Genomic DNA, 19,425 nt, shown 5'->3' with positions numbered 1-19,425 from the left:
GCGAGAACGATGGGATGGAGACAGACAACATCGGCATTATCAAAAGAAGAGCAAGCGGCATTACTCGATGAATTGTTGCAGTCGGGCCTGTTATTAGAAGAGGATCGACTGCTGTACAGCATGTTGATGCCCGACCGCGTCAAGCGTATGCAGGAAGTTTTGGAGTTACGGACGAACCATATCACGATTTTGACGGAAGGGGTCGATGACCCGCACAATCAGTCGGCCGTGCTCCGTTCGGCGGACGCGTTCGGTGTCCAGACGTTGCACGTCGTCGAGGGACGGGCCAAGTTCAAGCCGAACTCGATTATCGCCAAAAGCGCCGATCGCTGGGTCGACGTGGTCGAACATCCTTCGATCGAGGACGCAATCGATCGGTTGAAGGCGGACGGTTACCAAGTGCTCGCGACGGCACTCAGTGAAGAGGCGGTCCCACTTGAGGACATCGATGTGTCAAAACCGACCGTGCTCTTGTTCGGGAACGAACATCACGGCGTATCGGAACGAGCGCTCGCCAAGGCAGACGGCAATTACTTGATTCCGATGCAAGGATACGTCCAAAGTTTGAACATCTCTGTCGCTGCCGCCATCTCGTTGTACGATGTGACGACGCGGGCGCGCCATGTCGTGACGGACGGCTACGGACTGAAGGCGAAAGACAAGCAGCGCATTTTAAAAAATTGGATGGTAAAGAGCCTTCCGAAGCGGTCGCTCGGCGTGTATAAGCAAAAAGGTTTGACTGCTTTTGCGCGTGAGACAGGAAAAACGGAGTAAACGGCGAAAGGTACAGGCGTACGAACAACTTGTCCATATACTGAAAGGGGATGGAAAGATGAGTACGACCAGTTCATTTATCGTGAAAGATGTGACGACGAATTTCAAAGACTACGAAGAGGAATTCTTTAACCTGTACCGCACGCTTTACGGGGACATCGATCAACTGCGTTTTAAAGAACGGCTGTATCGTCATGCGAATCCGCTCGTGTTGCTCGCATTTTCAGATGAGCGCCTGGTCGGCTTCAAAATCGGTTACGAGGCCGAGCCGTATCGCTTCTATAGCTGGGCCGGCGGCGTCCACCCTGAGTTTCAAAAGCATGGCATCGGCCGCAAGCTGATGGACACGCAACTCGAATGGGTGAAGGCGCAAGGGTTCCATTCAATTCGAACGAAGGCACGCAATACGAACAAAGGGGTCATCATCTTGAACCTGTTGTGTGGCTACGACATCATGGGGGCGTACACAGAGGATAACGAACCTCGCATCATGATGGAGAAACAATTGAACTGACCGCAAAGCCGTGGCGCATGCCACGGTTTTTTCGTGTAGATGAAACCAAATGGGGACGCATCCGTATTATAGAAAAAAGGGGGAGACATCATGGTCCATACGTTTGCATTCGGGGAAGAAGTATACATCGATTCAACAGGGATGGGGGACTCGTTTTTTAGTGGAGTACCAATCATTTTCCCGATATTCTTTTTCCTGATTATCGGTATTATCGTGTTCGCTGTTATTGGAGGCATCGGTAAGCAAGTGAAGACGAACAGTCTGTTAAAAGACATGCAACAGTTCGCTTCAGACTTGGCCGACCATCCGAGTGACGAATCGGCAAACCGGCTCGCTGACTACTTACGTGACGTGACGTCGTTCCCGGTCGAACGGACACAGATGGAACCGTTCCGGGTCGCGCTCGGCAGCTATCATTTGGTGATGGAGTCGCCACACGTGCACGACGAGACGAAAGAGCGGATTGACCGTCAATACAAACGGCTCGGCATATTGGACGGGGAGAAGTTCGCCGACGAGCCGGCACCGCGACGCCGTTCGAGCTCGCACCATCATGACCACCATAACCATCACATGTAAAAACGCGTCGGAACGTCCCGACACGTTTTTTGTTACATATAACGACTTGCGTCAAACTCGATTTCGGTCCGATGATTGGCCGCCTCGATGGCGCTGGCGATGCGGTTAGCCCGTTTCTCGACGTCGCGTGCTTTCAACCGATACAGTTCCGGGTCATAGAGCGCATGCTTGATGACGCTCGTCCCTTCCCCGTAACCCGTTTGGAACTCGCGTTTCGGCCGCTCGGCCAAATCTTGATACATCCGAGCCTGAGCTCGTAATTGAACGGCGAACTCCATCGCTTCGACGAGTGGGAGCGGTCCGTCATTCGTCTCGATGACGGTATGCAGGTTCGCCTCACAGACGAGACGATCAAGACGGCGTAAATCGGTCCGGATCGCCTCGAGCTCAACTTCGATATCCTCGAGGGAACGGGACTGGATCGTCGGGAGCGGCTCATCTTTCTCGAGTTCGATGAATGCGACACGTTCGACTTCTACGAGCAACTTATCAATCTGCTTCAGAAGCAGGTGTTTCAACTTGATGGCATCTGCCAAGTACATAGGGATTCCTCCTTCTGCTTTTTTTAACCGTACCATACTGCGATTCCTAAAAAAAGGAAGGCGTTACTTTTTCGAGGTGAGGCGATATGATGGAAGAAAGAGAGGAGGTCGACCGATGAACAAGTGGAAAACGCAATGGATCATTGCCATCGTCTTGCTCGTCTTCGGTACCGCGACGTTCCTTTATCAGTGGATCGACTTGCGACCGGGTGAGATTCGCGATTATATCGTTCAATTCGGGTGGCTCGCCCCGCTCGTCTATATTTTACTGTTCACCGTTCGCCCGTTGATTTTATTTCCGACGTCGGTCTTGTCCGTCGCCGGTGGATTGGCGTTCGGGACGCTGCCTGGTGTCGTCTATACGGTCATCGGGGCCACGCTCAGCGCGCTCGTCGCTTACTATATCGCGATTCGCTTCGGTGACCGCTTTCTCCACCATTTCGAGACGAGCAACTATGAGAAGGTGCAGCATAAGATTGAAGAGGACGGGTTCTTCTACGTCTTGATTTTACGCTTGATCCCGCTCGTCAACTTTGACTTGGTCAGTTACGCCTCAGGGCTCGCGAAAGTGAGACTCCCGGGTTATGTCTTCGCGACCACGGTCGGTATGATTCCAGGTGCGTTCGCCAACAATTTCCTCGGTAGTAGCCTCGCGAGCGGAGACTTTAAGTTAATCATCCTCGCCCTCGTCGTCTTGGTCGTCCTGACGCTCGTCGCGACGGTGTTCCGGGAACCGATTAAACGACAAGTTAATCGCTATAAAAAGAAGTAGGCGTTCCCGTTGAGCGCCTACTTTTTGGTTAACGGTTGTCGACCGTCTCAGGATACAGGTCGTGATTGAACAAGCGATGTTCAGCCATTCTTTCGTATTTCGTGCCCGGTTTGCCGTAGTTGTAGTACGGATCGATCGAGATGCCGCCGCGTGGCGTGAACTTGCCCCACACTTCGAGATAGCGTGGCTCCATCAACTTGACGAGGTCTTTTCCGATGACGTTGATGCAGTTCTCATGGAAGTCCCCGTGGTTGCGGAAGCTGAACAAATACAGCTTGAGCGATTTTGACTCGACGAGCTTCTCGTCCGGGATATATGAGATATAAATCGTCGCGAAGTCCGGTTGGTTCGTGATCGGGCAGAGCGATGTGAACTCCGGTGCGTTGAACTTCACGAAGTAGTCGTTCTCCGGGTGACGGTTCGGGAACGCCTCGAGGACGTCCGGTGCGTATTCAAAAATGTATGGGACGCTCTTCTGTCCGAGGAGCGACAAGTCTTGTAAGTCTTCTGGTCTCATAAGTATTCTCCTTAGACGCCACGTTCGTTGGCGTACAGTAATGTGTGCAGTTGCGGCAGGACACGGACGCTTTGCCATGACGGGTCGCGGGCGACGTCCTCCCACAGTTCTTTCAAACGACGGAGCTGGGCGTCGGTGATGTCACCGTCCGCACCGGGCTCGGGATTGCCGGCCGATAAGTACATGACGTCCGGGGTGTAGCGCGTCTGTACCGATTTCGCATAGGCGAGGTCAATCTCGTCGAAGACGGCGACTTTGAACGTCATCTGTTCGGGGCGCAGCCGTTCGACGATGGCGTCGAGTTTCTCCCAGTCGGTCGTCATGCCGGAAGATGGTGGTTTCGGGCTGAGCGTCACGTCGTCGATGTCAGCGAGCCAGTCCTGATAGCGGCTGCCTTGCGTCTCGACGGCGAGTTTGACGTCGCGCGCCTTCAGTTTCATCACCAAGTCTTTCATCGCGGCGATGAGGAGCGGATTGCCGCCCGAGATGGTGACATAGTCGTACACGCCGAGCGCGTCGAGCCGTTCGATCACTTCGTCGGCTGTCAGCATGTCGGGTTTCTCCGAGCCGTCCCACGTGAAGGCGGAGTCGCACCACGAACAGCGATAATCGCAACCGGCGGTCCGGACGAACATCGTCTTTTGTCCGATGGCGCGGCCTTCCCCTTGAAACGTCGGGCCGAACACTTCGAGGACAGGGATTTTCATCAGTCCACCAACCATTCGCGGCGGAACTCGGCGTACGACGTCGGCGTCTCGTACAGTTTGACGAATTCGACGCGGACGTCGCGCTCGTCAGGCAAGTGTTTGGCGAGCTGCTCGAAAATCCAGTAGCACATGTTTTCGGCAGTCGTGTTCATATAAGGTAACGACTCATTCAAATAACGATGGTCGAGGTATGGTTCGAGTTCTTCTTTAAAGATGGCTTTTAAATCGCCAAAATCGAGCGTCATGCCGCGGTTATCGAGAAAACCGCTGATGCCCATTTGCAATTTATACGTATGTCCGTGCAGCGCTCGGCATTTACCGTCGTAATCGAACAAATGATGCGCGGCGTCAAACGTCACTTCTTTGACGATTTGGACGCGGTGCGGACAATAGATGAGCGAGCCGTCTTGTTTGGCTTCGACACTCGTCGGGGCGAGGAATGGGGCGTTCTTCATACGCGCACCTCCTCATAAGCGGCGAGGCCGTTTTGACGGAGCACGCACGCCGGACATTCGCCACAACCTGATCCGAGGATGCCGTTATAGCACGTGAGCGTCCGTTCTTTGACGTAATCGAACGCACCGAGTCGGTCCGCGAGTTCCCACGTCTGCTTTTTGTCGAGCCACATGAGCGGTGTGTCGATGACGAACGGATAGTCCATCGCCAAGTTGAGCGTCACGTTCAAGGATTTGACGAACTGGTCCCGGCAATCCGGATAACCTGAGAAATCGGTCTCACATACGCCGGTGACGATGTGATGCATACCGAGCTGTTTGGCCATGACGGCCGCAAAGGATAAGAATAAGTGATTGCGTCCATCGACGAACGTGTTTGGGACGTCCGCATTGTCGATGTCGAGATCGTGTCTCGTCAACGCGTTAGAGGTGAGTTGTCCGAGTAAGGACAAGTCGAGGATGTGGTGCGGGACATCGAGTTCGGCCGCAATCTCTTTCGCGACCTCGATTTCCGCGTCATGGCGTTGCCCGTAGGCGAACGTCACCGCTTCCACATGAGAGAATTGTTGTTTTGCCCAAAATAGGCAGGTGGTTGAATCTTGACCGCCGCTAAAGACGACCAATGCTTTTTCGTGTTGCAACGTGCACACTTCCTTTTTCGCTAGTTTTGATGTCGGAGGAGGTTACGAACTCCGGAGGTCACCCTCGAGCGTTTACTTTACCATAAAAAGACGTTTGACAGGGAAATGAGAAGCAGGTATAGTAAAGAACATCACTGAAACACTTTCGTGCATAAAAGCGTTTAAGCGGTTAGGTAGAAAATAATGGAACTGAAAGGAGGGGACGTCGATGCAGATGAAAGGAAAAGAGGCTGTATTCGTCGTGCTGATGAGCGGTATTTCCCTGCTCGCACTGATGTTTTTGGCCAAAGCGACGCCACACATGGCGATCTTTGGCACAATGGTATTAATAGGGGGTTACGCGTATTATCGCACGCGTGATTTTAAACGAATCGAAGCCGCGATGATCAGCGGGATCCGTGAAGCCATCATGCCGGTCTTGATTTTACTGTTGATCGGGATGTTGATTGGTGTATGGCAGATGTCTGGTACGGTGGCGACGATCCTCTCCATCGGTTTAGATACAATCTCAGCGCAATGGTTCTTGCCGAGCGTCTTGTTCATCACAATGATTGTCTCGTCGTTCACGGGCAGTGCCTTTACGACGGTCGGTACGGTCGGGGTCGCCTTGTTCGGTATCGGGATGGCGCTCGGGATTTCTCCGGCGCTTGCCGCAGGGGCAATCGTCTCAGGTGCATTATTCGGCGACAAAATGAGCCCGTTGTCAGATACGACGAACTTCGCGCCGGCCGTGGCCGGTGTCAAACTGTTCGACCATATCCGTTTCATGATGGGGACGACCGTCCCAGCTTTTCTCATCACCCTTGTTTTGTTCACAATCCTCGGTCGGAGCGGGCAAGCGGCGGATACGACACAAATCGCTGAGGCACAGGCGGCGCTCGCCGGGCGGTTCAACTTATCATGGCTGACTTTGCTCGCGCCGATCCTTGTTGCCGTTCTCGCCTTCCGCCGGATGCCGGTCTTGCCGACGATGCTCGTCGGCATGTTCGCCGGTGTGTTGACGGCTGGATTTGTCCAAGGCAACTGGAACGTCACGAACTGGTTCGGCGTCATGCAGGCCGGCTTCAAATCGGGCGTCGAGAATGAGACGATTGCGGCCGTACTTGACCGTGGCGGTCTCGAATCGATGCTCTGGTCGGTCAGCCTCGTCTTGATCGCACTTGCGTTCGGTGGATTGCTCCGTGAACTTGGTGTGTTCCAAGCGATCGTCGACGCATTGCTCGAACGGTTGAAGTCACCAGGCAGCTCGGTCTTGTCGGTCGTCCTCAGCTCGATTGGTGTCAACTTGCTCGCGGGTGAGCAGTACTTGTCGATCTTGCTTCCAGGTCAGGCGTTCAAGCAAGGGTTCATCGATCGCGGCATCGATCCCCGTTACTTGTCACGTGCTCTTGAAGACGGCGGGACGGTGATCAACCCGCTCATCCCATGGGGCGTGTCGGGTGCATTCTTCGCGGCCACGCTCGGGGTACCGGTACTTGAATACGCACCGTTCGCCTTCTTCCTCTGGCTTAGCCCGATCTTCTCGATCATTCTCGGATACGTGAAATTGGGAAAGCAACGTGAGGCGATGCGGATCGCATCATAATTTAACAGATGTCCTGAATCGTTCAGGGCATCTTTTTTGTATCTTCCCGTCTTCATTTGAGAAAATGAGACCGAGGAGGGATGACGATGAAACGACTCGATCCATCATTTTATGAGCAACCGACGCTCGAATTGGCCCGTTCGTTACTTGGTCACTATCTCGTCCATGATCATCTCGACGGTCAAATCGTCGGAAAGATCGTCGAGACGGAAGCTTATCTCGGTGCCATCGACCGGGCGGCCCACAGTTTCGGTGGCAGACGGACGAATCGGACCGAGGTGATGTTCGGGTTACCTGGACACGTCTATACGTATCAGATGCATACACACACGCTGCTCAATGTCGTGAGCGGTCCGGTCGGCACGCCGGAAGCCGTCCTCATTCGGGCCATCGAGCCGATTGAAGGACAGGGCATCATTGAGGCGAATCGTCCCGGCATCAAGCGATTCGACCAGACGAATGGACCTGGAAAGCTGACGAAAGCGCTTGGCATCACGATGGACCTATACGGACATTCGCTCCAACATGAGCCGCTTTATATCGTTGAAGGGAGTGCCATCCCGGAAATCGAGGCCGGTCCACGCGTAGGGATCCCGAATACGGGCGAAGCACGCGATTACCCGTACCGCTTCTTCGAACGAGCTAATCCGTACGTCTCGAAGTTTCGTTGAATGTTTATGGGCCGGTTAGGCGTGGAACACTCTTTATGTGAATAAAAATAATGAGGGAGTGTTTTCAATATGGCAAAAGTAGCAACGCTAATCACAGATATGTTTGAAGACGTAGAGTTCACGGGTCCACGCGACGCATTGGTGGAAGCGGGGCACGAAGTTGTCACGATTGAAAAGAAAGCCGGTAACACGGTTGAAGGCAAACAAGGTGAGTCGAAAGTCACGATCGACAAAGCGATCGATGACGTGTCGCCGGAAGACTTCGACGCGTTGCTGTTACCAGGTGGGTTCTCACCCGACTTGTTACGTGAAGACGAGCGATTCGTTCAATTCGCGAAAGCGTTCATGGACGCGAAGAAACCTGTGTTCGCTATCTGTCACGGCCCACAACTGTTGATTACGGCGAAGACGCTCGAAGGCCGCGATGCAACCGGTTATAAGTCGATTAAAGTCGACATGGAGTATGCCGGTGCGAAGTATGCGGACAAAGAAGTCGTCGTCTGCCAAGAACAGCTGGTGACAAGCCGTCAACCGGACGACATCCCGGCGTTCAATCGCGAAATCCTTAATCTGCTCAAATAATCGTCTGGCCACGGAATTTTCCGTGGCTTTTTTTGTGCAATCGGGAATAGGTGAATAAGGAGGAGATTTAGATGAAACGAGCACGTTCACCTAGCTAAGTCGGTCGAAACGTTACGTTGCTTGGATGGATGCGTTGGTTCGAGGCACTCGTCCCGGCCTACACGATTGAGCGTCTGTTTTGGGAGTCGCGGACGATCACGATGCAAGAAGTCGTCTATCTCGAAATGCTCTATGCCGTCCTCGTCGTCATCCTCGAAGTGCCGACCGGGGTGTTAGCCGATCGCTTGGAACGCCGACGTCTGATGCAAATCGGGACTGCACTCGAGTGGGGTTCCTTTGTCGTGTTACTTGTGTCCTTTTCGTTCGGCGGTTTCGCCTTAGCCATCGCCTTGTCAGGCATTGGGGCGGCGCTCCGGAGCGGGGCGGAGAATGCACTGCTCTATGAGACGCTTGAACAGGATGGGAAGACGGAGGCGTTCGAGCGCTGGGTCGGCCGGTTGAATGTCATCGGAATCGTTGCAGCCGTTCTCGCGGCGATCAGCGGCGCCTTGCTGGCCACACGCTTCCCGTTTGAACTGAACTATGTGCTGTCGACTGTCAGTTTGTTTATCGCGACAGCATGTAGCCTTGGCCTTGTCGAGCCGAGACGAGTCGTGACAGAGGAACGAATGACATGGGCGGACATCGGGGCAGGTTTTCGCTTCGTGTGGCACGACCACCAGCTACTTACCTTGTCGTCGGTGTTCATCGTGACAATCGGTGCGTTCAACTTCATCGATGAGTTTTGGCAGTTGTACGCCCGTGACGTCGAAGTTCCCATCTATTGGTTCGGAATGATTTCGACTGTCCTGTTGCTCATTCAAATACCAGGGCAACTGCTCGCCCCGGTCCTGTTACACATCACGACGGTCGATCGTTGGTTGCACGGAATCGGTTGGGGCATCGGTCTCGGTTTTGTCATTCTCGGCTTTTTCCCAGGACAAGTCGGACTCGTCTGGATGGCAGGCATGGCGTTTCTTATCGGCATCGTCGAACCGCTCTATCTCGGGGCATTGCATCACCGTGTCCCGTCTGTCATCCGGGCGACGACCGAGTCATCCGTCTCGATGTTGCTGCACGTTAGTATCATCCTCATCGGACTAGTGTTTGTGGTCGGGGCCGGTATGACGCTCTTCACTGCCTTTTTATGGATTGGGATCGTCGTTTGTATGCATCAATTGCTCATCATATTCGTTACTTGGAAAAAGGGTGCTTAAGCGAGCATCCTTTTTTTTTACGCCTCAAGACCTAGGGCGGGTGAGAATAAATTTGTGTATGATAAGAAACAATACTGGAGTAGGAGATAAACAATGGAATGGTATGAATTATTTATTGGCTTTTTGTTAGGCGTCGTCGAAGGACTGACAGAGTTTGCTCCGGTATCGTCAACGGGACATATGATTCTCGTGGACGACCTGTGGCTCAACTCGAGTAGCTTCCTCGGTCAAGAGGTGGCGAACACATTTAAGATCGTAATTCAGCTCGGTTCGATTTTAGCGGTTATCGTCGTATTTCGAAATCGGTTCAAGGAGTTGTTGAATCCGAAGGAGTTGCTCGCGATTCGCAGCAGCGGGCCGACAAAGAAACTGAACTTGCTACATATCTTCATCGGTCTGCTCCCAGCAGGCGTGCTCGGGCTATTGTTTGAAGACTATATCGATGAGAACTTGTTCTCGATCAAGACCGTCTTAATCGGACTCGTCATCGGAGCATTCTTCATGATTGCTGCGGATTTGTCAGGCGTGAAGCGTCAAACGACAGCAACGCTCGATGAGATTTCGTATAAACAAGCGCTCGGTGTCGGCTTGATTCAATGTTTCTCGCTCTGGCCAGGTTTTTCACGCTCAGGGTCGACCATCTCGGGCGGTGTCCTCTTAGGGATGAGTCACCGGGCCGCGGCGGACTTCACGTTCATCATGGCCGTACCGATTATGTTCGGTGCTAGTGCGCTCTCGCTCTACAGCAAATGGGAGTACTTCACGATGGCGACCCTCCCGGTCTTCGTCGTCGGATTCATTAGCGCGTTCTTATTCGCGCTGTTGTCGATCAAGTTCTTCTTGAAGCTGATCAATAAAGTCAAATTGACGCCGTTCGCCATATATCGCATCGCGTTGGCGGCTGTCATTTACTTCTTGTACTTCTAAGAAAAAAAGCGCATGTCAGCACATGCGCTTTGAAACCAATGATCCATCAAGTTCGTATAACCAAGTAGAGGTGAGAACATGGAACATATCGTTGTCGTATTGGGAACGTTGATCGGCCTCGGGGCTGTCGGTGCACTCTTGTACATGACACGTCTCGCTTACGAATCATGAGAACGGATAGTGATAGAAGCGCTCACGTTGGAGTAACTCCATGACGTGGGCGTTTTCTGCGTTGTCGATGGCCCGCAGCAATCCTTCCGTCTGAGAGCGGTGGGCGAGCAACGCCTCGCGTTTCGCAGCACTCTCGTCGCCGACTTCGATGAGGACGTGCGGTTTTCCGAGTTCCGCTTCGGTGCGATGGTCAAAGGCGACGCCTAAAAACTCTGGACGACTCACTTCATCCATCTCTTGGAGCGCTCGAACGACCGCTCGTGCTGTCGCCTCATGGTCGGGATGGACGGCGTAGCCCGGGTAGAAGGAAATGACGCGGGCCGGTTTCACTTCTTCGATTAACGCGCTGAACCGTCCAGCGAGTTCCGCTTCGTCTTCGAACTCGACGGTCTTATCACGGAGTCCCCACATGCGGAGGTCGTCGATGCCCATGACGGCACATGCTTCCTCGAGCTCATGTTTACGAATTTTCGGCAACTCTTCACGCGTCGTGAAAATCGGCGAGCCCATGTTGCGGCCCATCTCACCGAGTGTCAGACAGACGTACGTGACCGGGAAGCCGTTCTTATGGTGTTGGATAATCGTCCCGGCCGAGCTGAACGCTTCATCATCGGGATGCGGAAAAATAACGAGTAATGGTCCATTCATTGGCTTTCCACCTCCGAGGCTCCTTGCGGGAGCGGTTTGATATCTAAGTGTAAGGCACAGGCGAGACGTCCGAGACGGTCATGCCCGGCGAGCAGGAGCTGGTCCCCATGCTGTTCGTAATCGGTCAATCCTTCGACGTAAAGCCAACCGTGATCGAGCTTCAAGCCGACCCGATATGGACCGTTGCCTTTGATTTGGCCGATGCTGTATTCGATGACGACGTTCCGGATGAACATGCCGGCGTTATGAAAGTCAGGGTCGTTATGCGTCGCATACGCCCCGTTCGTCGTCTCGACGTGGACATAGAGCGGCATGGATACATGCGCGTCCAAGTATGTCTGGATAGTTGTAGGTTGAATCGATTTCACGCGGTTCCCTCCAATGGAAACGATGACCCGAGACATACGTCCCGGGCCACCCGTTAAGATTGTGTTGCTAGTTTTTTACGGTAACCGGTATGGTTCGTCGGGCCAACGTATTGGTTGAGGCGGAACGAATGACGGACCGCTTCAGTGATAAACTCTTTTCCGATTTGGATAGCCTCGTCGACCGAGTGACCGTTCGCGAGTGAGGCCGCGATCGCTGACGAGAACGTGCAACCGCCGCCATGTGTGAAGGCAGGCTCGATTTTCTCGCTCTCAAGGAGACGATACTCGTTACCGTCGTAAAGCACGTCGAATGCTGTATCAAACCCGAGCTTGCCGCCGACTTTGACGATGACAATCTCAGCGCCGAGCTCATGGATCAAACGAGCAGCTTCTTTGATTTCATCCATCGTCGAAGGTGTTTTATCGAGACCTGCGAGCATGCGCGCCTCGAACAAGTTCGGTGTGATGATTTTAGCGACCGGTACGAGGTGTTTGCGCATCGCGACCGCGACGTCCGGGTTGAGAATCTCGTCTGCACCTTTACAAGCCATGACCGGGTCAACGACCGCGTTCTGGATGCCGTATTCTTTAATTTTACGAGCGGCGAGTTCGATGATCTCTGGCGTCGGGAGCATGCCTGTCTTGACGGCATCGACACCGATTCCGGCGAGGACCGTATCGATTTGTTTCTCAATCAACGTCGTGTCGATCGGGAATACTTCGTGGTGCCACGCGTTATGCGGGTCTTGAGCCACGATGACCGTGAGTGCGGTCATCCCGTAAACACCGAGCTCTTCCATCGTCTTCAAATCAGCCTGGATGCCTGCACCACCGCTCGTATCCGAGCCAGCAATCGTTAACGCTTTTTTCATTGTCATAGTCGTTCAATCCCCTTTGTCTGTTTGGATAGTTTCACTATAACGACTTTTTGACGCTACGACAAATTCCGAGGTCGTTTTCGCGCCGGAATAAGTTTCGAAAATTGATGGCAGGATTTCAATCATATTTGGGGAATAGTAATGAATAGGGTGTAGACCACTTTCAATTGGCTAGGAGGAAAACCGCATGTTAGTGCATAGCTTATGCATTCCGAAGAAAGATGTCGTCACAATCAGTGAAAAGGCGACATTGCGCGAGGCGCTCGAAACGCTCGAAAAGACAGGCTACCGCTGTGTCCCTGTGCTCGATGAGACGGGAACGTTTTTCCGCGGTAATATCTATAAGATGCATATTTATCGCCACGGGATGAGTGGGGCGAGCCTAGACGACAACGTCATGGAGCTCATCAAGAACACGCAAAAGTACGTCCATGAATCGGACGGTTTCTTCAAAGTGTTCTTCTCGATCAAAGAATTACCGTATATCGCGGTCTTGAAAGATGAGAGCAACGAATTCTACGGGATTTTGCCGCACGGGAAGATGCTCGGTATGCTCGAAGAGGCATGGAGTCGTGACACGGGGAGTTATGTTGTCACAATCGCACTCAGTGAGCAAGCGGGGGCGCTTGAGAAGATTACGAAAATCATCAGCAAATACTCATCGATTGCCAGTCTCATGACGCTCGATGCCAAGAGTAAAGTCTTGCGCCGGGTATTGATCACGTTGCCGCCTGATTGCGACGAGCCGAAGAAAGACAAAATCGTCGCGAAACTCGAACAAAAAGGGTTCCGCGTCGTCGAAGTCGAGAATTTAAATAACTGACGAAAGGCCTTCCTCGATGCGAGGAAGGTCTTATTCAGTCCAATCGTTTTTCCATCCGGATATCTGGCCAAAATCGACCGTTCCAATAAGTGAACGCCTCGATGCGGGCAATTTCCGTGTAGCCGACCTTTCGATAAAGGTGATGAGCCGCTTCATTGAATCCAAACACACCGAGCTCGATGCGAGGCACATTTTGTGCACGCAATCGTTCTTCTAACAGGGTCAGGGCCGTTGTGCCGACACCTCTCCCGCGACCGGTCGGCTCTCCAATCACGAGTCCGAGCCAGGCGCTTCCACGTTCGTTGTCGTACAGATGCGGGGCATCATAGATGATATTCACCTCACCGACAAGCACGTCATCTGCGTAGATGAGGAAGATGTCATGGGTCCGGAGGCGGTCCGTCAAGTCCTCGACCGTCATGTGATGTTCGGCGGCGAGTTCTTCCTGCGAGCGGACGGGACGAATCAAATGGACGATGGCGGGGTCGTTATTCCAGCGATTGAATGTCGCGACGATGGCGTCGGACGCTTCCTGCAATGGGACGAGCGAGATGGGCATCGAATCTCCTCCTTTCAGGTAGACGCATTCGCCCTCGAACTGAAAAAGTCCGCGTTTTATTGAGTCGGCTTCAAGACGTTGAGATGGCTTGGCAGCACCTCGAACGTGAGCGGCAGCTGCCCGCCCGTGTCGCCGTCAGCATTGACCGGAAGCGATTCTGGTGAGTCGACATGCACGCGTTTCGTCGTGAACGACGTGACGCTGTCCGTTTCTTTCAACTTGCCGGTGAAGAGGGCCGGTGCGAGTTGGACCGCGTCTTTGAAGCCGAGGTTTTCAAATAAGTAGACATGAAGCAAGCCATCGTTCAACTCAGCGTCCGGTTCAAAGTTCTCAAACCCGCCGACCGAGTTCGTGAGGGCGATGACGACCAAATAGGCGTCTCCGTCGAACGTGTGCTCATCGGCTTGGACCGACAGCGCATACGGACTATGTTCGCGGAACGCTTTGATGCCTTCGATCAAGTAGGCGAACGGGCCCCATTTCGTTTTCTCCTCGACACTGACCTCGTCGACGGCCTCGGCGATGAGCCCGATCGCGATGACATTCATGAAATAGCCGTTCTCGTATTTACCGATATCCATCGGTGTCGGTTGCGCCGTCTTGAGCGCCTCGATGGCATCTTCGGGATCGCTCGGGACACCGAGCGCGCGGGCGAGGTCGTTGACGGTACCGAGCGGGATGATGCCGAAATCAGGACGATGGTCGGCTTCGGCGAGACCGGTGACGGCCTCGTTCAGTGTCCCGTCACCGCCCATCGCGATGACGGCTTTATATTGTTTCGAGGCCGCTTCTTTCGCGAAATGGGTGGCATCGTCAGCCTTCTCCGTGAAGCGGACATCGACGTTGCCGTAACGCTCGCGTAACACGTCCTCCGCAGCCGCGGCGTGTTCTTTCCCTAACTCTTTCCCAGATGACGGGTTGACGATTAACATGACTGTATCCATCAAAGCACATTCCCCTTTTCACATTCAGATATTGTCATGTATTCCCGTCCGTGCGTCGGTCTAGTCATAAAAAAACAACACAGACGTGTTGTTCAGTAATGGCGGAACGCCGACATATCAAGGTGGCTCGCATCCGATTCGTCGACGGCGAGTTCAATCTTCAAATGTTCATGGAACGGTGAGTCGAACGCACCCATGCAAGCGACCGGTTCATGGTCAGGGACGGGAGACTTGCGTTTTGTTTTGACGAACAAATAGTCCTCGCGTGACAACGTCAATAAGAAACGTTCGACCGCATGGGGTTCCCGTGTGACGTTCGGCCATGGCAAGTGGTTGAACAGTAAAAAGACCGCGCCTTCTTTTTCGAGCGCATAGTCTGGGGCAATCCCTTCCCGGTTCAACAACTCGATGACCGTTCCCAAATAAGCTTCTTTAATCGTCAATGAAATTTCATAATACTCGCGCATACCGTCCATCCTTTCTAAAAATCGCAATAATTCCATTCTATACGTTTCCGACAGGAGCGACAATGAAGAAGTTTCTTGACGAAGCGTTTTTCCGACCGTATACTGCTCATGTCCTGCTATACTAAAAGTAAATGATGAACGAATTGAGGTGAAACCGACATGATTGAATCACTCGAATTGAAGGCATGGATCGTCTTGGCACGAGCGATGGACGCGATCAGTGACCGTGTGAAGGACGATTTACGACGCCACCAATTGAATTCAACAGAGTTCGGTGTTTTATCGGTCTTGTATAAACGAGGGGATACCCCGCTCCAGCAAATCGGGGACCAAATTTTGATTACGAGCGGCAGTGTCACGTACGTGATCGATAAGCTTGAAAAACGTGGCTTAATCGAGCGTGTGGCTTGCCCGTCTGACCGGCGCGTCACATACGCCTCGTTGACAGAAGAAGGCAAGCGCTTGATGGACGTCGTCTATCCAGAGCATATCGAGATTTTTAAAGACATCTACGGTCCACTTAGCGACCAAGAGACGGAACAGTTAATCGATTTATTGAAGCGAGTCGGTTATAACGCGGCAGGCAAATGACGCCTGCCTGTTTTTTTATCATTTATCTTGAAGTTAAACTAATTGACTGTGAGATATACAGATGATATAGTCCTAACTGTTGTTACAAAAATAGAGATTACGCTTATGGAGGAAACCATTTATGAAAAAGGTATTATACGTATCGGCTAACCCGAAACCAACTGAATTGTCATACAGCAAACAAGTCGCAGAAACGTTCATGACGACACTCACGAACGAGAACCCGGCACTTGAAGTCGAAGCGATTGAACTTTACGATGTCGATGTTCAAGAAATCGACGGCGACGTCCTCAGCGCATGGGGCAAATTCGCTTCAGGCGAAGCACTCACTGATGTCGAAGCGGCTAAAGTCGCAACAATGAACGGTATGCTCGAGAAGTTCATGGAAGCTGACATGTATGTGTTCGCGACGCCAATGTGGAACTTCTTCTTCCCAGCACGCATGAAGATGTTCCTCGACAGCGTCTTGACGGCTGGTAAAACATTCCGTTACACAGAGCAAGGTCCAGTCGGTCTTCTCGAGAACAAACAAGCAATCCACATCCAAGGCACTGGTGGTATCTACACGGGTACGGACCTCAACTTCGCAGACGCATACCTTCGTCAAGCACTCGCATTCGTAGGCGTGACAGAAGTGACGACACTTCCAGTTGAAGGCATGAACCAATACCCAGACAAAATCGAAGAAATCGTTGCTGACGCAAAAGCGAAAGCCGAAGCACTTGCGAAAGAAGTCGCAGGCGCAGTCACAGTATAATGATCAAGGCGAGTCCAATCGGGCTCGTCTTTTTGTGTGCCATCAATTCGGGTATGATAAGACGGAAAGGGGAGAAACACATGGGAGAACAGTTATCAAATCGCCTGCTTGGGGATTGGAGCGACATCATCGCATCCGAGATGGCCGAGCCTTATTTTACTAACTTGAAAGCGTTCGTCGATGAAGCGTACGAGACATCGACCGTCTATCCGGAGCGAGAAGATATTTGGAACGCGTTCGTCTATACGAAGTTCAAGGACGTCAAATGTGTCATCCTCGGGCAAGATCCCTATCACGGACCGAACCAAGCGCATGGACTCAGTTTCTCGGTCCGAGACGGCGTCCGCCTTCCACCGTCACTCCGTAATATCTTTAAAGAATTGCAGGACGATATCGGCTGTCCGGTCCCGACCAGCGGCAATTTGGAGAAATGGGCCCGACAAGGCGTGCTATTGCTCAACACCGCCCTCACGGTCGAGGCAGGCAAGGCCGGGTCTCACCGCGGGAAGGGCTGGGAACAGTTCACCGACTCCATCATCGAGCGACTGGGGCAGCGTGAAGAGCCGATCGTGTTCGTCTTATGGGGGAACGACGCGAAGAAGAAACAGAAATGGATTGGCCCGCAACATGCCGTCTTGACGTCGGTCCATCCGAGCCCGCTCTCGTCCCATCGCGGCTTTTTCGGATCGAAGCCGTTCTCGCAAGTGAACGCGAAGTTGAGTGAGTGGGGACAACCTGAAATTGATTGGTGTTTGTGACAGTCTGCAGATGCGGATTGTTTTTTTGTTGACGACATTCAAACGGTCTGTTATCGTTACTACCAACAAGATACTTTAGCGCTTAAAAGCACATGTGCATAGAAGCATAACTGTATAACAGTATAAAAGCGATGACCGAACCGAAGTAGAGACATCTTCCCTGGCCCAGAGAGCGTGTGGTGCTGTGAACACGCCCATAGGATGAATCGAATTACAGTTCGCGAGCTCTCACGTGTTGAGCGGTCCCCCGTTATCGGAGTAGAGTGACTAGACGTCCGTCTAGTAATCAGGGTGGTACCGCGGCATCGTCGTCCCTATCGAGTGAATCGATAGGGACTTTTTTACGTTCAGTCAATCAAAGGAGGAAATATCATGCTCACACAAATCATTCCACGCCATTTGGCCCCACATATTTCGCCACAGTTCTACGACGAGTACACGCCGACCGATCATGCTGTCTGGCGCTTCGTCTTGCGACTGAACTTGCACACGCTTGAAGGGAAGGCACACCCGTTCTACATCGAAGGGTTGAAAAAGACGGGCATGGGGCCAGAGCGTCTCCCTGACGTTGAACAGATGACTGAAGAGATGCGAGCGGCCGGTTGGTCGACGGTCGCGGTCGATGGACTCATCCCAGGCGTCGCTTTCTTTGATTTCCAAGGCAACGGCATGTTGCCGGTCGCGACCGATATTCGTAAAGTCGAGAATATTTTGTACAGTCCGGCACCAGATATCATCCACGAGGCGGCTGGTCATGCACCGATGTTGATGGATCCTGAATTTTCACAGATTGTGAAGCGGTTCGGTCAGCTCGGGGCGAGGGCATTCATGAATCGTGAAGAACACGCCTCGTTTGCAGCACTGAAACGATTGACCGTCGTGAAGGAGAATGCGAACTCGACGGACGAGGAGATCGCGGCAGCCGAAGCGGCTGTTCATGCGGCCAAAGCCCAAGTAACCGGCTTCTCTGAAGCGCAACAAGTCGCACGCATTTTTTGGTGGACGGTCGAGTTCGGTCTCATCGGTGAGGTGGACAACCCGCTCATCTACGGGGCGGGACTGTTATCATCGGTCGGGGAGAGCCGTCATTGTTTGACTGACGCCGTCACGAAACATCCGTTCAATTTAGAGCACGCACTCGAAACGAAACAGGACGTGACGAATATGCAACGCGAGTTGTTCGTCATCCCGGACTTTGAAGCGTTGAAGGACGCGCTAGACGAACTCGAGTCACGGATGGCGGTCAACCAAGGTGGAATCGCCTCGCTCGAGAAAGCACTCGCGTCGGGCAGTCAATCGACTGTCCGGCTTGAAGACGGGACGGACCGTGTCGGTGTGATTCGTCACGTGACACGCTCCGGAGCCCATGCGCTCGTCCAGTGGGACGACTGTGTGAACGTCAATCACGGTCAATTGACGAACTTACAGAACCACGGCGTACTCGTTCTCGACGGACCGCTTCAAGACGTATTGGCGACGGCAGGGATTCGACTGGACGGACGCCTCGTCAGCGAGACGACGGAAGCGTTACAGTTCGAAGACGTCGTCGTCACCATCGAAGGACGACAGATTAAACTGGAGACACTCGAAGTGAGACAAGACACGCTCCCATCGATCTTCCCAGGCACCGAGATTGAAGAACTCGTCATCTTGGAGAAGCCGGTCCGCATCGAACGTGACGCCCGTGTTTGGACGAACGATGATCCGATGTTCAATCGAATTCGCAATATGCGGGAGCAAGGCGAGTCGATTGATGAGCTCGTGCCGACGATTCTTGCCGATCATCCCGATGCTTGGTTGCTCCACATCGAATGTTTGGAGCTCGTCGAGTCCGATGCGCTTCGACAGGCGTTGACGGAACGGTTGCACGCGTTACGTGAGACGTCACCGTCGCGGCATGAGTTGATTGGCCGCGCGCTCGCATTGCTCAACTGACAAA

Annotated in this window: 25 protein-coding genes and 1 other annotated feature; of the genes, 14 read left to right on the top strand and 11 right to left on the bottom strand. The window is 52.9% G+C overall.

Going from position 1 to position 19,425, the window contains the following annotated elements:
- Positions 1-9 precede the first annotated feature (9 nt).
- The 3 genes from KNP64_RS09165 to KNP64_RS09155 all read left to right on the top strand — a co-directional run bounded on the left by KNP64_RS09165 (position 10) and on the right by KNP64_RS09155 (position 1,867).
- On the top strand, positions 10-774 hold the full coding sequence (locus KNP64_RS09165) for a TrmH family RNA methyltransferase (protein ID WP_214792978.1): 765 nt from the start codon (positions 10-12) through the stop codon (positions 772-774).
- Positions 775-832: 58 nt separating this feature from the next.
- Entirely contained in the window at positions 833-1,288 is a 456-nt protein-coding gene (locus KNP64_RS09160; protein WP_021068095.1) for a GNAT family N-acetyltransferase, read from the top strand.
- A 90-nt stretch (positions 1,289-1,378) separates the two neighbouring features.
- A complete protein-coding gene (locus tag KNP64_RS09155; RefSeq protein ID WP_214792981.1) occupies positions 1,379-1,867 on the top strand; it encodes a hypothetical protein in 489 nt (162 codons plus the stop codon).
- Positions 1,868-1,899: 32 nt separating this feature from the next.
- On the opposite strand, the gene KNP64_RS09150 is transcribed toward KNP64_RS09155, so the two are convergent.
- Entirely contained in the window at positions 1,900-2,409 is a 510-nt protein-coding gene (locus tag KNP64_RS09150) for a hypothetical protein (RefSeq protein WP_214792984.1), read from the bottom strand.
- 115 nt (positions 2,410-2,524) lie between these two features.
- On the opposite strand from KNP64_RS09150, the gene KNP64_RS09145 reads away from it, so the two are divergent.
- Positions 2,525-3,181, top strand: coding sequence for a TVP38/TMEM64 family protein (locus tag KNP64_RS09145; protein ID WP_138860076.1), 657 nt, complete (start codon positions 2,525-2,527; stop codon positions 3,179-3,181).
- Between the two features lie 28 nt (positions 3,182-3,209).
- Here the strand turns inward: KNP64_RS09145 and queF are convergent, their stop codons facing one another.
- The 4 genes from queF to queC are packed head-to-tail and all read right to left on the bottom strand — an operon-like array spanning position 3,210 to position 5,501.
- Positions 3,210-3,698 (bottom strand): preQ(1) synthase, encoded by a 489-nt coding sequence (gene queF, locus KNP64_RS09140; RefSeq protein WP_021068099.1) that lies wholly within the window; start codon positions 3,696-3,698, stop codon positions 3,210-3,212.
- A gap of 11 nt (positions 3,699-3,709) precedes the next feature.
- Complete coding sequence (gene queE / locus KNP64_RS09135) at positions 3,710-4,405, bottom strand: 7-carboxy-7-deazaguanine synthase QueE (protein ID WP_240731270.1); 696 nt, start codon at positions 4,403-4,405, stop codon at positions 3,710-3,712.
- Positions 4,405-4,860 carry a 6-carboxytetrahydropterin synthase QueD gene (queD, locus tag KNP64_RS09130; RefSeq protein WP_021068101.1) on the bottom strand — a complete coding sequence of 152 codons (456 nt, stop codon included), beginning with the start codon at positions 4,858-4,860 and terminating at the stop codon, positions 4,405-4,407. The genes queE and queD overlap by 1 nt, the downstream gene beginning before the upstream one ends.
- On the bottom strand, positions 4,857-5,501 hold the full coding sequence (gene queC / locus KNP64_RS09125; RefSeq protein ID WP_034780758.1) for a 7-cyano-7-deazaguanine synthase QueC: 645 nt from the start codon (positions 5,499-5,501) through the stop codon (positions 4,857-4,859). The genes queD and queC overlap by 4 nt, the downstream gene beginning before the upstream one ends.
- 208 nt (positions 5,502-5,709) lie before the next feature.
- On the opposite strand from queC, the gene nhaC reads away from it, so the two are divergent.
- The 5 genes from nhaC (at position 5,710) to KNP64_RS09100 (ending at position 10,522) form a co-directional block, all read left to right on the top strand.
- Positions 5,710-7,086 carry a Na+/H+ antiporter NhaC gene (gene nhaC / locus KNP64_RS09120; RefSeq protein WP_214764055.1) on the top strand — a complete coding sequence of 459 codons (1,377 nt, stop codon included), beginning with the start codon at positions 5,710-5,712 and terminating at the stop codon, positions 7,084-7,086.
- A gap of 80 nt (positions 7,087-7,166) precedes the next feature.
- Positions 7,167-7,757 carry a DNA-3-methyladenine glycosylase gene (locus tag KNP64_RS09115; protein WP_138860072.1) on the top strand — a complete coding sequence of 197 codons (591 nt, stop codon included), beginning with the start codon at positions 7,167-7,169 and terminating at the stop codon, positions 7,755-7,757.
- A gap of 69 nt (positions 7,758-7,826) precedes the next feature.
- Positions 7,827-8,339 carry a type 1 glutamine amidotransferase domain-containing protein gene (locus tag KNP64_RS09110; RefSeq protein WP_034780765.1) on the top strand — a complete coding sequence of 171 codons (513 nt, stop codon included), beginning with the start codon at positions 7,827-7,829 and terminating at the stop codon, positions 8,337-8,339.
- Between the two features lie 116 nt (positions 8,340-8,455).
- Positions 8,456-9,595: an MFS transporter gene (locus KNP64_RS09105; protein ID WP_251126387.1), complete on the top strand. Its 1,140-nt coding sequence runs from the start codon at positions 8,456-8,458 to the stop codon at positions 9,593-9,595.
- Between the two features lie 93 nt (positions 9,596-9,688).
- Positions 9,689-10,522, top strand: coding sequence for an undecaprenyl-diphosphate phosphatase (locus tag KNP64_RS09100; protein WP_214764053.1), 834 nt, complete (start codon positions 9,689-9,691; stop codon positions 10,520-10,522).
- Between the two features lie 165 nt (positions 10,523-10,687).
- On the opposite strand, the gene bshB2 is transcribed toward KNP64_RS09100, so the two are convergent.
- Genes bshB2 through pdxK form a run of 3 tightly spaced genes read right to left on the bottom strand, consistent with a single transcriptional unit; the run spans position 10,688 to position 12,587 of the window.
- On the bottom strand, positions 10,688-11,341 hold the full coding sequence (gene bshB2, locus KNP64_RS09095) for a bacillithiol biosynthesis deacetylase BshB2 (protein WP_214788317.1): 654 nt from the start codon (positions 11,339-11,341) through the stop codon (positions 10,688-10,690).
- Positions 11,338-11,709: a YojF family protein gene (locus tag KNP64_RS09090; RefSeq protein WP_034780768.1), complete on the bottom strand. Its 372-nt coding sequence runs from the start codon at positions 11,707-11,709 to the stop codon at positions 11,338-11,340. Before KNP64_RS09090 ends, bshB2 begins: the two co-directional genes overlap by 4 nt.
- 53 nt (positions 11,710-11,762) lie before the next feature.
- The gene (gene pdxK, locus KNP64_RS09085; RefSeq protein WP_034780769.1) at positions 11,763-12,587 is read right to left on the bottom strand and encodes a pyridoxine/pyridoxal/pyridoxamine kinase; all 825 of its coding nucleotides are present in this window, start codon (positions 12,585-12,587) and stop codon (positions 11,763-11,765) included.
- 187 nt (positions 12,588-12,774) lie between these two features.
- Here pdxK and cbpA point away from each other — a divergent pair, with 187 nt between their 5' ends.
- Positions 12,775-13,410, top strand: coding sequence for a cyclic di-AMP binding protein CbpA (gene cbpA / locus KNP64_RS09080; protein ID WP_214764052.1), 636 nt, complete (start codon positions 12,775-12,777; stop codon positions 13,408-13,410).
- Between the two features lie 34 nt (positions 13,411-13,444).
- Here cbpA and KNP64_RS09075 read toward each other — a convergent pair whose 3' ends face one another.
- From KNP64_RS09075 to KNP64_RS09065, 3 genes are all read right to left on the bottom strand, one after another.
- Positions 13,445-13,969 (bottom strand): GNAT family N-acetyltransferase, encoded by a 525-nt coding sequence (locus KNP64_RS09075; RefSeq protein ID WP_138860068.1) that lies wholly within the window; start codon positions 13,967-13,969, stop codon positions 13,445-13,447.
- A 56-nt stretch (positions 13,970-14,025) separates the two neighbouring features.
- The gene (locus KNP64_RS09070; RefSeq protein WP_138860067.1) at positions 14,026-14,913 is read right to left on the bottom strand and encodes a diacylglycerol/lipid kinase family protein; all 888 of its coding nucleotides are present in this window, start codon (positions 14,911-14,913) and stop codon (positions 14,026-14,028) included.
- Positions 14,914-15,005: 92 nt separating this feature from the next.
- Positions 15,006-15,380 (bottom strand): hypothetical protein, encoded by a 375-nt coding sequence (locus KNP64_RS09065; protein WP_138860066.1) that lies wholly within the window; start codon positions 15,378-15,380, stop codon positions 15,006-15,008.
- Positions 15,381-15,539: 159 nt separating this feature from the next.
- Here KNP64_RS09065 and KNP64_RS09060 point away from each other — a divergent pair, with 159 nt between their 5' ends.
- The 4 genes from KNP64_RS09060 to KNP64_RS09045 all read left to right on the top strand — a co-directional run bounded on the left by KNP64_RS09060 (position 15,540) and on the right by KNP64_RS09045 (position 19,421).
- Entirely contained in the window at positions 15,540-15,971 is a 432-nt protein-coding gene (locus KNP64_RS09060; protein WP_021068116.1) for a MarR family winged helix-turn-helix transcriptional regulator, read from the top strand.
- A gap of 121 nt (positions 15,972-16,092) precedes the next feature.
- Positions 16,093-16,728 carry an FMN-dependent NADH-azoreductase gene (locus tag KNP64_RS09055; protein WP_214718468.1) on the top strand — a complete coding sequence of 212 codons (636 nt, stop codon included), beginning with the start codon at positions 16,093-16,095 and terminating at the stop codon, positions 16,726-16,728.
- 80 nt (positions 16,729-16,808) lie between these two features.
- Positions 16,809-17,486, top strand: a complete 678-nt coding sequence (locus KNP64_RS09050) for a uracil-DNA glycosylase (protein WP_214792990.1) — start codon at positions 16,809-16,811, stop codon at positions 17,484-17,486.
- Between the two features lie 122 nt (positions 17,487-17,608).
- Positions 17,609-17,805: a binding site (T-box leader), on the top strand.
- A 53-nt stretch (positions 17,806-17,858) separates the two neighbouring features.
- A complete protein-coding gene (locus KNP64_RS09045) occupies positions 17,859-19,421 on the top strand; it encodes an aromatic amino acid hydroxylase (RefSeq protein WP_214792993.1) in 1,563 nt (520 codons plus the stop codon).
- Positions 19,422-19,425: the final 4 nt, after the last annotated feature.

Origin of the sequence: Exiguobacterium sp. s64 (assembly GCF_018618035.1) — a bacterium.
GTDB classification, from domain to species: domain Bacteria; phylum Bacillota; class Bacilli; order Exiguobacteriales; family Exiguobacteriaceae; genus Exiguobacterium; species Exiguobacterium mexicanum_A.
This window is presented reverse-complemented; position numbering and strand designations above follow the sequence as displayed.

Bases quoted from the DNA above. Each gene is read 5' to 3' on its own strand.
- KNP64_RS09165 (WP_214792978.1), top strand. From the start codon at position 10: ATGGGATGGAGACAGACAACATCGGCATTATCAAAAGAAGAGCAAGCG.
- KNP64_RS09160 (WP_021068095.1), top strand. From the start codon at position 833: ATGAGTACGACCAGTTCATTTATCGTGAAAGATGTGACGACGAATTTC.
- KNP64_RS09155 (WP_214792981.1), top strand. From the start codon at position 1,379: ATGGTCCATACGTTTGCATTCGGGGAAGAAGTATACATCGATTCAACA.
- KNP64_RS09150 (WP_214792984.1), bottom strand. From the start codon at position 2,409: ATGTACTTGGCAGATGCCATCAAGTTGAAACACCTGCTTCTGAAGCAG.
- KNP64_RS09145 (WP_138860076.1), top strand. From the start codon at position 2,525: ATGAACAAGTGGAAAACGCAATGGATCATTGCCATCGTCTTGCTCGTC.
- queF (WP_021068099.1), bottom strand. From the start codon at position 3,698: ATGAGACCAGAAGACTTACAAGACTTGTCGCTCCTCGGACAGAAGAGC.
- queE (WP_240731270.1), bottom strand. From the start codon at position 4,405: ATGAAAATCCCTGTCCTCGAAGTGTTCGGCCCGACGTTTCAAGGGGAA.
- queD (WP_021068101.1), bottom strand. From the start codon at position 4,860: ATGAAGAACGCCCCATTCCTCGCCCCGACGAGTGTCGAAGCCAAACAA.
- nhaC (WP_214764055.1), top strand. From the start codon at position 5,710: ATGCAGATGAAAGGAAAAGAGGCTGTATTCGTCGTGCTGATGAGCGGT.
- KNP64_RS09115 (WP_138860072.1), top strand. From the start codon at position 7,167: ATGACGATGAAACGACTCGATCCATCATTTTATGAGCAACCGACGCTC.
- KNP64_RS09110 (WP_034780765.1), top strand. From the start codon at position 7,827: ATGGCAAAAGTAGCAACGCTAATCACAGATATGTTTGAAGACGTAGAG.
- KNP64_RS09100 (WP_214764053.1), top strand. From the start codon at position 9,689: ATGGAATGGTATGAATTATTTATTGGCTTTTTGTTAGGCGTCGTCGAA.
- bshB2 (WP_214788317.1), bottom strand. From the start codon at position 11,341: ATGAATGGACCATTACTCGTTATTTTTCCGCATCCCGATGATGAAGCG.
- pdxK (WP_034780769.1), bottom strand. From the start codon at position 12,587: ATGACAATGAAAAAAGCGTTAACGATTGCTGGCTCGGATACGAGCGGT.
- cbpA (WP_214764052.1), top strand. From the start codon at position 12,775: ATGTTAGTGCATAGCTTATGCATTCCGAAGAAAGATGTCGTCACAATC.
- KNP64_RS09075 (WP_138860068.1), bottom strand. From the start codon at position 13,969: ATGCCCATCTCGCTCGTCCCATTGCAGGAAGCGTCCGACGCCATCGTC.
- KNP64_RS09070 (WP_138860067.1), bottom strand. From the start codon at position 14,913: ATGGATACAGTCATGTTAATCGTCAACCCGTCATCTGGGAAAGAGTTA.
- KNP64_RS09065 (WP_138860066.1), bottom strand. From the start codon at position 15,380: ATGCGCGAGTATTATGAAATTTCATTGACGATTAAAGAAGCTTATTTG.
- KNP64_RS09060 (WP_021068116.1), top strand. From the start codon at position 15,540: ATGATTGAATCACTCGAATTGAAGGCATGGATCGTCTTGGCACGAGCG.
- KNP64_RS09055 (WP_214718468.1), top strand. From the start codon at position 16,093: ATGAAAAAGGTATTATACGTATCGGCTAACCCGAAACCAACTGAATTG.
- KNP64_RS09050 (WP_214792990.1), top strand. From the start codon at position 16,809: ATGGGAGAACAGTTATCAAATCGCCTGCTTGGGGATTGGAGCGACATC.
- KNP64_RS09045 (WP_214792993.1), top strand. From the start codon at position 17,859: ATGCTCACACAAATCATTCCACGCCATTTGGCCCCACATATTTCGCCA.